Here is a 16,146-nt window from a genome sequence, read left to right on the forward strand (position 1 = left end):
GAATCTGACTTTTATTCGATCCAGCCGAGTGAACGCTGAACCGCTTTTTCCCATGCGTTGAACAAGCGCGTGCGCTCGTCTACGGGCATTCGCGGATGCCAGCGATGGCCCACCTGCCAGTTTTCCACGATGTCGTGCGTGGATTTCCAGTAGCCGACGGCAAGCCCTGCCGCATAGGCAGCACCCAGCGCCGTCGTCTCGATAATTTTCGGGCGCACGACCGGCACATCCAGAATGTCGGACTGGAACTGCATGAGCAGTTCGTTGATGGTCATGCCGCCATCGGCGCGCAACTCCGTGATTTCGACGCCTGAATCCTTCACCATCGCATCGAGCACTTCGCGCACCTGATAGGCGCTCGCTTCCAGGGCCGCCCGGGCAACGTGCCCCTTGTTGGCGAAGCGGGTGAGGCCTGCAATAATGCCGCGCGCTGAATCCTGCCAATGCGGTGCAAAGAGGCCGGAAAAGGCGGGAACGAAATAGACGTCGCCATTGTCCTCGACGGTACGCGCCAGCGTTTCGATGTCGCTGCTGTTCTTGATGATGCCGAGATTGTCGCGCAGCCATTGCACCAGGGCGCCGGTAATGGCGATGGAGCCTTCCAGCGCATAAACCGGCTTGGCGCCGTCGAGCTTGTAGGCAACCGTGGTCAGCAGGCCGTAATTGGAGGGCACCAGTTTCTCGCCGGTGTTCATCAGCATGAAGCAGCCCGTGCCATAGGTGTTCTTGGCTTCGCCCGGTTCCAGACATGCCTGACCGAAGAGCGCTGCCTGCTGGTCGCCCAGAATGCCCGCAAGTTTTACACCGGAAAGGGAGGGCAGGGTGATCTCGCCATAGACTTCGCTTGAAGAGCGGATTTCCGGCAGGCAGGCTGACGGAATATCGAAAAGACGAAGTATGTCTTCATCCCATTGCAGCGTCGAAAGATCCATCAGCTGGGTGCGGGAAGCATTGGTCACATCGGTGATGTGGATGCCGCCATCGGTGCCGCCGGTCAGGTTCCAGACCAGCCATGTATCGATTGTGCCGAAAAGTGCGTCTCCGGCTGCGGCCTTTTCACGCGCACCCGGAACATTGTCGAGTATCCAGCGCAGCTTGAGCCCGGAGAAATAGGTCGAGATCGGCAGGCCGGTCTTGGCACGCAGCTGGTCTGCGCCGCCGTCCTTCGTGTACCGGGAAACAAGTTCGTCGGTGCGCGTATCCATCCAGACGATTGCATTATAGAGCGGCGCACCGGTTTTCCTGTCCCAAAGCAGTGTGGTCTCGCGCTGATTGGTGATGCCGACGGAAGCGATATCACTTGCCTTCAGTTTTGCTTTTTTGAGTGCGGCGGCAATGACGTGCTGTGTGTTGCGCCAGATTTCTATCGGATTGTGTTCGACCCAGCCCGCCTTTGGATAAATCTGCTCATGTTCGCGCTGGTCGCTCGCGACGATATCGCCCTGCCTGTCGAAAATGATGAAACGCGAACTCGTGGTTCCCTGGTCGATGGAACCGATAAACTGCGTCATGGGGCGGGCTCCTCCGTTGATCCGGTCTATGCTGAAAACGAATTTAAACGAAACAATATGAAACTCAATGAAAACGAGGCCCCGGAATGGTTGGTTCCGGGGCCTCGATATATACTTTTTATAAGGGGTTAGAGCATTTCCAGCAAAAGTGCGGAGCGGTTTTGCGCAGGATAATGCGTAAAAGCTCTAATGGCGGAAGTGACGCATCCCCGTCATGACCATGGCGATGCCGTGTTCGTCGGCAGCGGCGATCACTTCATCGTCCCGCATGGAACCTCCCGGCTGGATGACTGCGGTTGCACCGGCCTGAACGGCGGAAAGCAGACCGTCGGCAAACGGGAAGAACGCGTCGGAAGCGACCACGCAGCCCTTGGTGAGCGGTTCTGCAAGACCGGCGGCTTCTGCTGCGTCTTCAGCCTTGCGGGCTGCGATGCGGGCTGAATCCACGCGGCTCATCTGGCCTGCGCCGATGCCGACCGTTGCGCCGTCCTTCACATAGACGATGGCGTTCGACTTCACATGCTTGCCGACGCGGAAGGCGAATTTCATATCGTTGAGTTCGGCTTCGGTCGGCGCACGTTTGGTGACGACCTTGAGATCGAGATCGTCGACCACACCATTGTCGCGCGACTGGACCAGCAAACCACCGGCAACCGTCTTGGCGGCAATGCCCTTGGCGCGCGGGTCCGGCAGGCCGCCGGTGACGAGCAGACGGAGGTTCTTCTTGGCAGCAACAATGGCCTGTGCGCCTTCGGTGGCATCCGGAGCGATAATGACTTCGGTGAAGATCTTTACGATCTCTTCAGCGGCTTCCTCATCGAGCATCTTGTTAAGCGCGACGATGCCGCCGAACGCCGAAACCGGATCGCAGGCGAGTGCCTTCAAATAAGCTTCCTTGATGGTGGCTGCTTCTGCAACGCCGCAAGGATTGGCGTGCTTGATGATGGCGACGGCTGCGGTGCGGGCAGGGTCGAATTCTGCGACGAGTTCGAAAGCCGCATCGGTGTCGTTGATGTTGTTGTAGGAGAGCTGCTTGCCCTGAAGCTGGGTCGCGGTGGCAACACCGGGGCGCTTCTCGCCAGTGAGATAAAAGCCAGCCGTCTGGTGCGGGTTTTCTCCGTAGCGCATGACGGAATGCAGCTTGCCTGCGACCGAGCGATAGACCGGAGTTTCTTCGTTGATCGCTTCGGCAAACCAGTTGGAAATGGCTGCGTCATAGGCTGCTGTGCGCGAGAAGGCCTTGGCGGCAAGTTTCTTGCGGAAGGCAAGCGGCAGGGAGCCTGCATGCTTTTCCAGTTCAGCGACGACGTCGGCATAGTCGGCAGGATCGACGACCGTGGCGACATAGGCGTGGTTCTTGGCCGAAGCGCGGATCATCGCGGGGCCACCAATGTCGATGTTTTCGACGGTCGTGTCGTAGTCGCCGCCCTTGAAGCGGACTTCCTCGAACGGATAGAGATTGATGACGGCAAGATCGATGCCGCCGATGCCGTGTTCTTCCATGGCCGCGACGTGTTCCGGATCGTTGCGCACGGCGAGCAGGCCGCCATGGACCGCCGGATGCAGCGTCTTGACGCGTCCGTCCATGATTTCCGGGAAGCCGGTTACTTCGGATACATCCTTCACCGGAATGCCTTCAGCGGCAATCGACTTGGCGGTGCCGCCGGTCGAGAGGATTTCGACACCTTGCGCGTGAAGCGCTTTGGCGAAATCGATCAGGCCGGTTTTGTCGGAAACGGAAAGGAGGGCGCGGCGCACCCGATGAAGATCGGGAGCGGGAATATGCTTGGAGCTGACAGCCATAGGGAGTTGGTCTCTTCGTTGCTGAAACGGATGCGTTCAGGAAAGTGGACGGCTCGCCCTAACACAGGCGCGCCGAGAATCCTATCGCAAAAGGCCGGAAAAGAACGGTGAAGAGGTATTTCTTGCCCCGCATTCGATCCCATTGACCCTCGACCCTTCGAGACGGCGCTACCGCGCCTCCTCAGGATGAGGGGTTGAGAGCGAATTATACGTAACTGCCGAGTGCGACGCGGCTGAACTGCCAGTTCACTTCCGGCAATTCTGATGCCGGGAAGGAGAGCACGATCTGCTTCGATGTCACGGGGCCACGGAAGCCCGCAAAGAAGATCGAATCTTCCAGTTGCGGCGCAACTTCAAAACAGGAGAAGACCCAGGTATCGTCGCGATCCGCCGACAGAACGATCAATCCGTTCTCATCGAAGGAAATATCGACCGACGGATGCAGATGGAAACGCACCGCAATATTGTCGCGTCCGTTCGCCTTCAACGGACGGCCATCGCCGCGATAAAAGCGGTCTGCGCCCTGAATGACGCTGCCATTGTGCGACAGCACAAGACGACGTTCGTGATAGATGCCGAACAGGCGCGCATAGCCGTCATGGCTGGCAACAAAGCCCTGTCGTCCCATTTCCTCGATCCGGTCACGCTGCACGCGGGTCGGGCCTGCAATGATCGGCGTGCCGATCATGTTGGAGAGACCCGCATTGAGGCTGAAGCGGCACGAGGACGTGTCGTTGATGGTGGCCGTGGAGTGCGCAGCCGTGGAACGGCCTAATGGACGAAATTCCGGCGGACCGAAACGGTCGATACCGGAATTGACGATATAGCGCTGGCGCCCGGAGGACATTTCGAAGGCGAGGCAGCCGGCATGGGCATCCCGCGAAGCTGTGACCGGCGGCGGCAGTCCGGTATCGGCGATGATGGTGGTCGAACCCATCGAAAGCCGTTCATAGCCGGAATAGGGTGCATGGGTCAGCGGCGATCCAGCGGTCTCGTCATGCCGGAGAACCGAGATGATGCGTTCCGGCATGGTGGGGCCGACGCCGTTGAAAAGCGCAAGGCTACCATCCTGATGGCGGAAGAAGCGCAGGGCCGGCAACATGCGCTCGACGGCTTCGATCAGCGCCTTGGGCGGGGCTTCCGTGCCATTGGCATAGGTCTGGCGGAGCGGCAAAAGATCGGCCAGCAGTTCCAGAACCGTAACGGGGTTGCGCGAGATATGTCCGCCATCGGGCAGAATCTGGCGTTTCAGCTCATACTCCAGATTGCGCCGGGCGGCGCGTGCCGTCGGTGGCGAAACGGGCAGAGCCAGAGCGGCGAATGCCAACGCGATACGGGCGCGCAACCGTTCCTCGCCATCATCCATGGCGGCGGCGACGGTGCGCAGATAACGCACCTGCATGGCAAGCGAGCGCATGAAGCGGCGATAGGCGGGGAGTTCGGCGCCCGACAGAATAAGGTTTGAATGCTGAAGCCAGGCGATGATGCGCTGGGCAGTGACTTCCGGCGACCAGGCGATGCCGCCGATGCGCTTGCCGAACATGCGCATCCAGTCATCGACGAGCGCGCGCGCATTAGCGGTTGCCAGTTCGCTATTGGCGCTTTTCAAATGACGCAGCCAGCCGAAACTCTGAAGCGCTGCTTCCCATTCTGGCGTCGGCGGTTCGACGGCGAAAGGCGACAATCCGCCCGTTTCGACCAGACGACCGGCCAGCGCAAAACGGCCATGATAGAATTCCTGTGCCAATTGCGGGTCTGCTACGCGCAGATCAGGCGGTGCGATCAGGATACGGTCGGGGGTGAAGCCGGTGAAGCGCCAGCGATAAAGCGGCCCCATGCGCAGACGGCGGCTGAACTTGCGCCAAGCCTGTGCAACGGCCAGTCCCCAAAGATGTGGGGTTTCGCTGAGGGCGACTGCCACCCGGTCTTTCTCCGTATCGTTTGTCATTATTGTTTGGCCAGATCGAACAGCCAGTTCCTTTGATACAATTGTACAGAAATGGTGAATCGAGCGTTAACCATAACGGGTATCGCGACCCGTTATGGCAAATTATACGATTTGTTTGCTTATATCCGGTCTCAGGCCCGGCGCTTGAAGCGGGCCGCGAAGAAGCCGTCCATGCCAGCCATGTGCGGATTGCCTTCAAAACGATCCGGCGGCAAGTCTGCCGGGGTCGATCGCAGAAAGCCTTCTGCTGTGACCAGCCCATCCAGAAGCCCGTTCAGACTGGGGCAATCCTGCTCCGTGATCGGGAAAGGTTCCAGCAACGGATTTTCCGCTGCCTTGCGCGCCATTTCCTCACCTTCGAGCGGGTGCAGCGAACAATTGGAAAAGACGATTACGCCGCCGGGTTTGACCAGAGTGGCCGCGTGCGCCAAAAGTTTGCCCTGAAGTTCGGCAAGCTTTGCTATGTCCTGCGGCGTCTTGGTCCAAGGCACATCCGGATGACGGCGCACAGTGCCGGTGGAAGAGCAGGGCGCATCCAGAAGCACAGCATCGAACAGTTCGTCCGGCTGGAAATCCATCAGATTGGTGGCAACGGTCTTCGCCTCGAAGCCGAGACGTTCCAGATTGCCGCGCAGGCGCTTCAGCCGGTTTTCGGAAAGGTCGAGCGCGGTCACGTCTGCGCCCTGAAGTACGAGCTGCGCCGTCTTGCCGCCGGGGGCAGCGCACAGGTCGGCAACCCGTTTGCCCTTGATATCACCCATCAGGCGCGCAGGCAGGCTTGCCGCCACATCCTGCACCCACCAGTCGCCTTCGGCAAAGCCGGGCAGGTCGGTGAGATTGCCTTCGACCGTTTGCAGGCGCACCGAACCGTTGGGCAGCGCAACGCCACCGAGCTTTTCGGCCCATGCCTTTGCGTCACCCTTGACCGTGAAATCGATCGGCGGCTCATAGGCATGCATGGCAAGAATGGCTGCTGCTTTTTCCGCGCCATAGGCGTCGGTGATGCTTTTGGCAAACCACTCCGGCACATTGGTTTCCGGCTGCAATGTATGCGCCAGAGCGCGTTCCTTGTTACGCGAAAGGCGACGCAGCAGCGCATTGACGAGACCGGCATATTTGCGATTGCGCGGATCGTTGTTCGCCGCTTCCACCGCAAGATCGACCGCCGAGTGATCGGGCAGGTTCAGATAGAAAATCTGGGCGATGGCGACATGCAGAAGATGCTTCAGTGCTACTGCATTTTCCGGCAATGGCCGGTCGAGCCGCTTGTTGATGGCGCGTTCGATGCTGCCGCGATTGCGGAGCGCAGAGCCGAGAATGGCGCGAACCAGCGCGCGGTCGCGCGGCTCCAGCGCCAGATATTGCGGATGGCCGTGCGTATTGTCGGTCAGGCCGTCGAGCGAGGTGTTCTTTTCGATTACCGCGCCAAGAAGGCGTGCCGCACACAAACGCGCCGCCAGACCGGGGCGCAGGTCTGCGGCGCTGTTATTCGTTTGTGGCTTTTTATTTCCACGCTTTGGCGCGGGCTTTTTATCGTTCACACTGTTCAACTTTATTTATGACCACGGTCCGCGAAAACCCGAACCGCCATTGCTGTTACCGCCTGCATTACCCCATGGACCACTGCTTTGGGAAGGGGCAGCGGCACGCGGTGCCATTCCAGCGGAGCGGATGCCCATTTCGGCAGCCATCTGTTCAAGTGCGGCGATGCGGTTATCGGTATCAGGGTGTGTCGAGAAAAGATTGTCTGCGCCACGTCCGCTCAAGGGATTGATGATGAACATATGCGCGGTTGCCGGGTTGTGTTCGGCTTCCTCGTTCGGGATGGCCTTGGCGCCGCGCGCGATCTTGCCCAGCGCCGAGGACAGCCACAGCGGATTGCCGCAGATTTCCGCGCCGCGCTTGTCAGCGGCATATTCGCGGGTGCGGCTGACAGCCATCTGCACGATCATTGCGGCGAAGGGCGCGACGATCATGGCAAGAATGGTGCCGACCACGCCCATGATGCCGTTGCCGTTCTCGCGGTTGCCGCCCAGGAAGAAGGCGAAATTGCCGAGCATGGATATGGCACCGGCAAGTGTTGCGACGATGGTCATGGTCAGTGTGTCGCGGTTCTGGACGTGCGCCAGCTCGTGCGCCATCACGCCTGCGACTTCTTCCGGCGTCAGGCGGTTGAGGAGGCCAGTCGTGGCTGCAACGGCAGCATTTTCAGGATTGCGGCCCGTGGCAAAAGCGTTCGGCTGGTCTTCGTGGATAATGTAGACCTTCGGCATCGGAAGGCCCGCATTGGCGGCCAGCCCGCTCACCATGCGGTAATAGTCCGGTGCGCTGCGCTCATCCACTTCCTGCGCATTATACATGCGCAGCACCATCTTGTCGGAGTTCCAGTAGCCGAACAGGTTCATGGCGACTGCAATTACAAGCGCAATCATCATGCCGCCGCCGCCGCCCAGCAAATAGCCGATGCTCATGAACATGACCGTCATGAGGGCGATCAGCATGGCAGTTTTTGTCATATTCATCTGCGGCGGTCTCCAAATCTTAGGCTGCATGACCCGCAAGGGTTTTGCACGGCAAGCCTTTCTGCCTATATGATGGGTATGAACAGGCTTTGCTTCAATGTTCGAAGCAAAAACCGAGAACGGGATTGTGACCGATGAGCGAAAAAACCGAAAGCCCGCAAAACGTTGACAAGCGCACGTTCGAAGACCTTCCGCCTGCTGCCCAGCGCGCATTGAAGGAAGCTGAAGCGCGTCGCGCTGCCGAAAAGTCAAACGAAGCGCCCCGCGAAATCGGTGGTCGCGGCGGCAAGGACCCCGCCCGTTTCGGCGATTGGGAGATCAAGGGTCGGTCGATCGATTTCTAGTAAGTTTGGGATATTGTCGCCCTGCTTGCCTGCAAATCGCGCTCTTCTGCGCTTCCGGTGCTCATGTACTTTAAGTACACTCCGCTCCGGTTCTCGAAGATCACGATTTTCGTCTCAGCAGGACGACAATCTCATCAAACTTGGGCGCCTTCTCAGACCGCGTTGTTAAAAAAGCCCCGGTTTCCCGGGGCTTTTTACTATTTTTTGTTCTGGCGATTTTCGATCAGGTCGTCCACGACGCCCGGATCGGCCAGCGTCGAGGTATCGCCCAGTGCGCCGAACTCGTCTTCGGCGATCTTGCGCAGGATGCGGCGCATGATCTTGCCCGAGCGGGTTTTCGGCAGGCCCGGCGAGAACTGGATCTTGTCCGGCGTGGCAATAGGACCGATTTCCTTGCGCACGTGCTGGGTCAGCTCCTTGCGCAGGGCATCTTCGTCCTGAACTGCTTCGCCGGTCATCAGCGTGACATAGCAATAGATGCCCTGTCCCTTGATCGGATGCGGATAGCCCACAACGGCGGCTTCTGAAACCGAGTGATGCGATACGAGTGCCGATTCGATTTCCGCCGTGCCGAGGCGATGGCCGGAAATGTTGAGCACGTCATCGACGCGGCCCGTGATCCAGTAGTAACCGTCTTCATCGCGACGGCAGCCGTCGCCGGTGAAGTACTTGCCCTTATAGGTCGAGAAGTAGGCTTCGATGAAGCGCTTGTGATCGCCGTAAAGCGTGCGCATCTGGCCCGGCCAGCTGTCGATGATGCAGAGATTACCGTCCACCGCACCTTCAATGACAGCGCCTTCATTATCGACCAGTTCCGGCTTGATGCCGAAGAACGGCCGTGTTGCCGAACCCGGCTTGAGGTCGGTTGCGCCGGGCAGCGGGGTGATGAGAATGCCGCCGGTTTCCGTCTGCCACCACGTATCGACAATCGGCGACCGCTGGTCACCAACGACGTTGTAATACCATTCCCAGGCTTCCGGATTGATCGGCTCGCCAACCGAACCGAGCAGGCGCAGCGTCGAACGCGACGAGCGGGTGACGAATTCATCGCCGGCGCCCATCAGGGCGCGGATGGCCGTAGGCGCAGTGTAGAAGATGTTGACGTGATGCTTGTCGACGACTTCCCAGAAACGTCCCTGATCGGGGAAGTTGGGCACACCCTCGAACATCAATGTCGTCGCGCCGTTGGCGAGCGGGCCGTAGACGATATAGGAGTGACCTGTCACCCAGCCCACATCCGCCGTGCACCAGTAGATGTCGCCGTCATGATAGTCGAAGACATATTGATGCGTCATCGATGCATAGACGAGATAGCCGCCGGTTGTGTGCAGCACGCCCTTCGGCTTGCCGGTGGAGCCGGAGGTGTAGAGGATGAAGAGCGGGTCTTCCGCATTCATCGGTTCGGGATCGCAGGTCGGTTCGACGCTAGCAACTTCCTGATGGTACCAGAGATCGCGGCCCGGTCCCCAGCTCACCTTGCCGCCGGTGCGGCGCACGGTGAGAACCTTGTTGACCATGACATATTGCTTGGCTGCAATGTCGATGGCGGTATCGGTGTTTTCCTTCAGCGGAACCGGCTTGCCGCCGCGCACGCCTTCATCGGCCGTGATGACGAAAGTGGATTCGCAGTCGACGATGCGACCGGCAAGTGCTTCCGGTGAGAAACCGGCGAAGACGACGGAATGCACAGCGCCGATGCGCGCGCAGGCCAGCATCGCATAAGCCGCTTCCGGGATCATCGGCAGATAGATCGTGACGCGGTCGCCCTTCTTAACGCCGTGCTTCTTCAGCACATTTGCGAGGCGGCAGACATTCTCATGCAATTCGCGATAGGTGATCTTCTTGTCGATATAGGGATTGTCGCCTTCCCAGATGATCGCAACCTGATCACCACGGCTCTTCAGGTGGCGGTCGATACAGTTATAGGAAACGTTGGTAACGCCGTCCTCATACCATTTGATGGATACGTCGCCGTTGAAATCGGTGTTCTTGACCTTGGTGAAGGGCTTGAACCAGTCGATGCGCCGTCCGTGCTTTGCCCAAAAGCTGTCCGGGTCGCTCACGCTTTCCTGATACCATTCGAGATAGGTTGCGTTGTCGATGAGCGTGTTTCTCTTTGCCTCGGCAAGGACCGGGTAAAGCTTTTCCGACATGATTTCCTCCTTCAGCATTCCGCGAGCCGGACGATATCCCGCTCGTATAAATGCACCCAAAAACTGACCGGCACCTCCCGCCGGATGAGACGGTCCACCGTGAAAGGCGAGACCATCGGGTGCCCTGTCTACCTTCCATTGCGGGCAAGGTAAATTAGACAATCGGCGCGTCTATGATCCACAATGACGCATCGTCAGAAATAGCTACTGGCAGCACTCGCTGTCGAATGGTGCTAATATATTGTTTTTACAGTTTAAAAACCATTTTGAGTGATTATCTCCTATTCAGGAGCCTGACAATAAGGCTCTTCACAAAAAGGGGAAATCGCCATGACGACGTCCGCTTTGAACGCAAAGTCAGCCTTCGAACTGCAACTCGCCGGTTATGGTCTGACGACGGCGAAAGTTTTCTACCACTTGCCCGATCATCCGCATCTGCTGCAACTCTTCGTCTGGCAGGATTATGACCTCGCGCCCGATTTTCCGGTGCTCAATCATTTCATCGAATTCTGGAATCGGGAAATCGACGGGCCGTTGCATTCGGTCAGCTACACGCATTTCCGGCTGCTTGGCCCCTCGGACTGGAGGAATGTGCGGGGCGAGATCGTCCTGCACTGAAAGCGATCAGTTGGGCGACGGATAGGTCCTGCCGCCGAAGATGGCCGAGCCGACACGCACCGATGTCGCGCCGAAACCGATGGCGGTTTCATAATCGCCCGACATGCCCATGGAGAGTTTTTCGACCTGTGCCTCGCGGGCGAGCTTTTCCAGAAGCGCGAAATGCGGCCCCGGATTTTCATCCGCAGGCGGGATGCACATCAGCCCCTCGATGGCGAGGCCATGTTCCTTGCGGCAGCGCTCGACAAAGGCGACAGCTTCCTTCGGCGCAATGCCGGCCTTCTGTTCTTCAAGTCCGGTATTCACCTGCACGTAGAGCTTTGGGGCCTTGTTCTGCTTTTTGATCTCGACGGCCAAGGCGGCTGCGATCTTTTCACGGTCGACGGTTTCGATGACATCGAAGAGGGCGACGGCATCGGCGGCCTTGTTGGATTGCAGCGGGCCGATGAGATGCAGTTCGATGCCGGAATAATCGTCGCGCAGTCCCGGCCATTTGGCTTGTGCTTCCTGCACGCGGTTTTCACCGAAGACGCGCTGGCCTGCGTCGAGGACCGGGCGGATTTCCTCCGCATCGAAGGTTTTCGATACGGCGACAAGCGTAACGGAACCCCTGTCGCGCTGTGCTTCCTCTTCGGCATTGGCGATCGCGGCCTTGACCGTGTTCAGGTTCGCTACGATATCTGACATGAAACTCTCGCTTTCAGGCTTTTCATCCGCAAAAGGTTGACGCTTTCGCCAATACGTGGTGAAGGTCGCCATTAAACATCGACTCTCCTTATTGCATCACCTTCGTACGAGTAAATACGGTCATGGCAGCCGAACGTTATAATCCGCGCGTGGCGGAAGCTCATTGGCAGAAAGTCTGGGAAGAAGACCGGACCTTCGAAACCGACAATAGCGACAGCCGCGAGAAATATTATGTGCTCGAGATGTTCCCCTATCCATCGGGGCGCATCCATATGGGGCATGTGCGCAACTATGCGATGGGTGACGTTGTCGCCCGTTACAAGCGCGCCAAGGGTTTCAACGTGCTTCATCCGATGGGATGGGACGCGTTCGGCATGCCTGCGGAAAATGCAGCGATGCAGAACAAAGTTCATCCGAAGGAATGGACCTATCAGAACATCGCCACGATGCGCAGCCAGCTCAAATCGATGGGTCTTTCGCTCGACTGGGCGCGTGAATTCGCGACCTGCGATGTGGAATATTATCATCGCCAGCAGATGCTGTTCATCGACCTTTTTGAAAAGGGTCTGGTGACGCGCAAGACCTCCAAGGTCAACTGGGATCCGGTCGACAACACCGTGCTTGCCAACGAGCAGGTGGTGGATGGTCGCGGCTGGCGTTCGGGCGCACTGGTCGAACAGCGCGAGCTGACGCAGTGGTTCTTCAAGATCACCGATTTCAGCGAGGAATTGCTGGTCGGTCTCGATACGCTCGACCAGTGGCCGGAAAAGGTTCGCCTGATGCAGCGCAACTGGATCGGCAAGTCGGAAGGCCTGCAGGTCCGCTTCGCGCTGGACGGCAATACCGCGCCTGCCGGTTTCTCGGAAATCGAGGTCTATACGACCCGTCCGGACACGCTGTTCGGTGCGGCTTTCGTGGCGATCTCCGCAGATCATCCGCTGGCGAAGAAACTGGCCGAAGACAATGCTTCGCTTACCGGCTTCATCGAGGAATGCCATCAGCACGGCACGTCGCTGGCGGCGCTGGAAACGGCTGAGAAGAAGGGCTTCGACACGGGCGTGAAAGTCAGGCACCCGTTCGACGAGAACTGGGAACTGCCGGTCTATGTCGCCAATTTCGTCCTGATGGAATATGGCACGGGCGCGGTGTTCGGCTGTCCGGCGCATGATCAGCGCGACCTGGATTTCGCCAACAAGTACAAATTGAAGGTTACGCCTGTCGTTCTGCCGAAGGGCGAGGATGCGGCAGGCTTCAGCATCGGCGAAACGGCCTATACCGACGATGGCGTGATGATCAACTCACGCTTCCTCGACGGCATGACGCCGGAAGCGGCCTTCAATGAGGTGGCGAATCGTCTGGAACAGACCAGTCTCGGCAACAGCCCGCAGGCAAGCCGCAAGGTGCAGTTCCGTCTGCGTGACTGGGGCATCTCGCGCCAGCGCTATTGGGGTTGCCCGATCCCGATGATCCATTGCGAAAGCTGTGGCGTCAATCCGGTGCCGCGCGCCGATCTGCCGGTCAAGCTGCCGGACGATGTCGAGTTCGACCGTCCGGGCAATCCGCTCGACCGTCATGCAACATGGCGTCATGTAAAATGTCCGAAATGCGGTGCCGATGCGCGTCGTGAAACCGATACGATGGACACGTTCGTCGATTCGTCCTGGTACTATGCACGCTTTACGGCACCATGGGAAAACGAACCGACCGACCGCAAGGTCGCCGATCACTGGCTGCCGGTCGATCAGTATATCGGCGGTATCGAACACGCGATCCTGCATTTGCTCTATTCGCGTTTCTTCACCCGCGCGATGAAGGTGGCCGGTCACGTCGGCATCGACGAGCCGTTCAAGGGCCTGTTTACGCAGGGCATGGTGGTGCACGAAACCTACAAGGCCAACGGCCAGTGGGTGGCACCTGCCGACATTCGCATCGAGGAAACCGACGGCAAGCGCAGTGCGACCTTGCTCTCGTCCGGCGAGCCGGTGGAAATCGGTTCCATCGAGAAGATGTCGAAGTCGAAGAAGAATGTTGTCGATCCGGATGACATTATCGCTTCCTACGGTGCTGATACGGCGCGCTGGTTCATGCTGTCTGATTCGCCACCCGAGCGTGACGTGATCTGGACGGAAGCCGGTGCCGAAGGCGCCCATCGTTTTGTGCAGCGCGTCTGGCGTCTGGTGGCGGAAGCTGCCGAACATCTGAAGGACGTTGCGCCCAAGACCGGGACGCAGGGTGAAGCCCTTGTCGTTTCCAAGGCTGCGCACAAGGCGGTCAAGGCTGTCGGTGACGATATCGAGAAGCTCGCCTTCAACCGTGGCGTTGCCCGTCTTTATGAGCTGGTCAACACGGCTGCTGCATCCCTGCAGCAGGTGGCTTCGGGCAATGCGGATGACGAGTTGAAGAGTGCCGTCCGTGACGTCACTGAAAAGCTCATCCTGATGCTGGCGCCGATGATGCCGCATCTGGCTGAACAGTGCCTGGCCGTACTTGGCGGCAAGATTGCCGGTCGTGAAACGCTGGTTGCCCGCAGTGCCTGGCCGGAATTCGATCCGGCATTGGTGGTGGAAAACGAGATCGTTATGCCGGTGCAGATCAACGGCAAGAAGCGTGGGGATTTGACAATCGCCCGCGACGCTGATCAAGCTAGCATCCAGCAGGCGGTGCTCGAACTTGACTTCGTCAAGGCTGCGCTCAACGGGAGCTCGCCGAAGAAGGTTATCGTGGTGCCGCAAAGGATCGTCAATGTCGTTGCCTGACCGCTTTTTCTCCGCAATCAAAGCCTTCCGGGTTGCGTTTTTCGCACTCGGGGCCGCGGTTCTGATGGCTGGATGCACCGTGCAGCCGCTTTACTCCTCCGGCGCTGGTGCCGGTGGAACCATAGGCGGCAGCGTGACGCCGGACATGCGCACCAAGCTTGCTTCGGTGGCCATCGATCCGGCTGGCGATGTGTTTCAGCAGCAGGTCCGCAATCGCCTGATCTTCCTGCTTGGCGGTGGCGCCGGTGAACCGGCCAACCCGACCTATCGGCTTGGTCTTGGTCTGAGCAGCAATACGATCTCCGCGGTGAGTGTGGATATTGGCGATCAGACCGACCGTACAGGTCGTCCATCGGCTGGTATCGTCAAGGCAACGTCGAACTTCGTGTTGCGTGACAAGGACGGCAAGCCGCTTGCCGCTGGCACCCGCACGGTTGGCGCTTCCTTCGACCGTCCGCGTCAGGAGTTCGCAAACCTGCGTGCCGAACGCGATGCGCGCAAGCGCGCTGCCGAAGAACTTGCCGAACAGGTGTTCCTCGCTCTGGCGCAGAAATTGTCGAAGCTCTGATCGGGCTTCGACCTGACATCGAAAAGCGGTGCCGCAAGGTGCCGCTTTTTTTGTTTTAGAGGTTGGATAATTAGTAATGAATTCAGGAAGGTAACATTGCTGTGCCTACCCAACATTCATGTGTCTTCTTGTTTTTCCTGGAGTGATTAGCAACCTGAATGCTTCTGCGAGCGCATGATGCGTCCGCTGGTTCAAACCAGTTTTTACAGGAGTAGTTGGATGAAGCGGTTTTCCACGACGATGGGCAGTCTCGCGATTTTGGCCGGGCTGGCGGTTGCCGGTCCTGCGATGGCACAGGAAAAGGCGTCGCCGTTGCAATGGCAATATTTCCAGGCGGATGAGAATGGCTTCAATCGTACGCCTGTCCTTCTGACCGGAGACAAGGACGCGATCCTGCTTGATGGCGGCTTCACGCTTTCGGACGGCAAGGCGGTTGCCGAGAAGATCAAGGAAACGGGTAAGAAGCTGACCACGATCTATGTGAGCCAGAGCGATCCGGACTATTATTTCAGCCTTGGCCCGATCAAGGCCGCTTTTCCCGATGCGCGTATCATCGCGGCCCCTGAAACGGTCGATGCAATCAAGGGCAATATCGAGGCGAAACTGAAGGTCTGGGGTCCGCAGCTCAAGGACAATGGCCCGCAGAAACTGTCGGATGTCGTTATTCCCGAAGCTTCCGATGTGAAGGCGCTGGAGCTTGAGGGCAATGAGATTGAAATCGTTCCCGCCGAAGGCATGACGAACAGGCGTTATCTCTGGGTGCCTTCATTGAAGGCGGTGTTTGGCGGTGTCCTGATAACGGCAGGCGAGCATGTCTGGCTTGCCGATACGCCCGATCTTTCCCAGCGTGAGGCATGGATCAGAAATCTCGATACGATTGCTGCACGCAATCCTGAAGTGGTTGTTCCGGCGCATATGAAGCCCGGTTCGGCGACGGATGTTTCGGCAATCAAGTTCACGCGCGATTATATCGCGGCCTTCGACGAGGAAGCGGCGAAAGCCAAGGATAGCGGCGAATTGATCGCAGCAATGAAGAAGCGTTATCCTGATATTGGCGGTGAAAGTAGCCTGGAACTCGGTGCAAAGGTCATCAAGGGCGAGATGAAGTGGGAATAGGCCGGAGCATTTCCAGCAAAATTGCGAAGCGGTTTTGCGTAGGATAATGCGTAAAAACAAAAAGATAGAGTATTTCCGACGATTAAATTTAAACTGGAAATGCTCTAGTCTCAAATTGAC

The 16,146-nt window shown here is 58.4% G+C and carries 12 protein-coding genes; 5 read left to right on the top strand and 7 right to left on the bottom strand.

What is annotated here, in order from left to right; genetic code table 11:
* Positions 1-11 precede the first annotated feature (11 nt).
* The 5 genes from glpK to htpX form a co-directional block, all read right to left on the bottom strand.
* A complete protein-coding gene (glpK, locus tag FG152_RS19770; protein ID WP_010661485.1) occupies positions 12-1,511 on the bottom strand; it encodes a glycerol kinase GlpK in 1,500 nt (499 codons plus the stop codon).
* Between the two features lie 186 nt (positions 1,512-1,697).
* Entirely contained in the window at positions 1,698-3,314 is a 1,617-nt protein-coding gene (gene purH, locus FG152_RS19775) for a bifunctional phosphoribosylaminoimidazolecarboxamide formyltransferase/IMP cyclohydrolase (RefSeq protein WP_010661484.1), read from the bottom strand.
* A 205-nt stretch (positions 3,315-3,519) separates the two neighbouring features.
* On the bottom strand, positions 3,520-5,262 hold the full coding sequence (locus FG152_RS19780) for a heparinase II/III family protein (RefSeq protein WP_010661483.1): 1,743 nt from the start codon (positions 5,260-5,262) through the stop codon (positions 3,520-3,522).
* 131 nt (positions 5,263-5,393) lie between these two features.
* Positions 5,394-6,803, bottom strand: a complete 1,410-nt coding sequence (locus FG152_RS19785) for an RsmB/NOP family class I SAM-dependent RNA methyltransferase (protein WP_010661482.1) — start codon at positions 6,801-6,803, stop codon at positions 5,394-5,396.
* A 15-nt stretch (positions 6,804-6,818) separates the two neighbouring features.
* A complete protein-coding gene (gene htpX, locus FG152_RS19790; RefSeq protein WP_010661481.1) occupies positions 6,819-7,784 on the bottom strand; it encodes a zinc metalloprotease HtpX in 966 nt (321 codons plus the stop codon).
* Positions 7,785-7,918: 134 nt separating this feature from the next.
* On the opposite strand from htpX, the gene FG152_RS19795 reads away from it, so the two are divergent.
* Complete coding sequence (locus FG152_RS19795) at positions 7,919-8,128, top strand: DUF1674 domain-containing protein (protein ID WP_010661480.1); 210 nt, start codon at positions 7,919-7,921, stop codon at positions 8,126-8,128.
* Between the two features lie 197 nt (positions 8,129-8,325).
* Here FG152_RS19795 and acs read toward each other — a convergent pair whose 3' ends face one another.
* Complete coding sequence (gene acs, locus FG152_RS19800; RefSeq protein ID WP_010661479.1) at positions 8,326-10,281, bottom strand: acetate--CoA ligase; 1,956 nt, start codon at positions 10,279-10,281, stop codon at positions 8,326-8,328.
* 330 nt (positions 10,282-10,611) lie between these two features.
* On the opposite strand from acs, the gene FG152_RS19805 reads away from it, so the two are divergent.
* On the top strand, positions 10,612-10,899 hold the full coding sequence (locus FG152_RS19805; RefSeq protein WP_010661478.1) for an usg protein: 288 nt from the start codon (positions 10,612-10,614) through the stop codon (positions 10,897-10,899).
* A 6-nt stretch (positions 10,900-10,905) separates the two neighbouring features.
* On the opposite strand, the gene FG152_RS19810 is transcribed toward FG152_RS19805, so the two are convergent.
* The gene (locus FG152_RS19810) at positions 10,906-11,586 is read right to left on the bottom strand and encodes a YggS family pyridoxal phosphate-dependent enzyme (protein WP_010661477.1); all 681 of its coding nucleotides are present in this window, start codon (positions 11,584-11,586) and stop codon (positions 10,906-10,908) included.
* Positions 11,587-11,708: 122 nt separating this feature from the next.
* On the opposite strand from FG152_RS19810, the gene leuS reads away from it, so the two are divergent.
* The 3 genes from leuS (at position 11,709) to FG152_RS19825 (ending at position 16,026) form a co-directional block, all read left to right on the top strand.
* Entirely contained in the window at positions 11,709-14,342 is a 2,634-nt protein-coding gene (gene leuS / locus FG152_RS19815; protein WP_010661476.1) for a leucine--tRNA ligase, read from the top strand.
* Complete coding sequence (gene lptE / locus FG152_RS19820) at positions 14,329-14,910, top strand: LPS assembly lipoprotein LptE (RefSeq protein ID WP_010661475.1); 582 nt, start codon at positions 14,329-14,331, stop codon at positions 14,908-14,910. The genes leuS and lptE overlap by 14 nt, the downstream gene beginning before the upstream one ends.
* A gap of 219 nt (positions 14,911-15,129) precedes the next feature.
* Positions 15,130-16,026 carry an MBL fold metallo-hydrolase gene (locus FG152_RS19825; RefSeq protein ID WP_010661474.1) on the top strand — a complete coding sequence of 299 codons (897 nt, stop codon included), beginning with the start codon at positions 15,130-15,132 and terminating at the stop codon, positions 16,024-16,026.
* Positions 16,027-16,146 lie beyond the last annotated feature (120 nt).

The organism is Ochrobactrum sp. XJ1 (assembly GCF_024701725.1).
Taxonomy (GTDB): Bacteria; Pseudomonadota; Alphaproteobacteria; order Rhizobiales; family Rhizobiaceae; genus Brucella; species Brucella anthropi.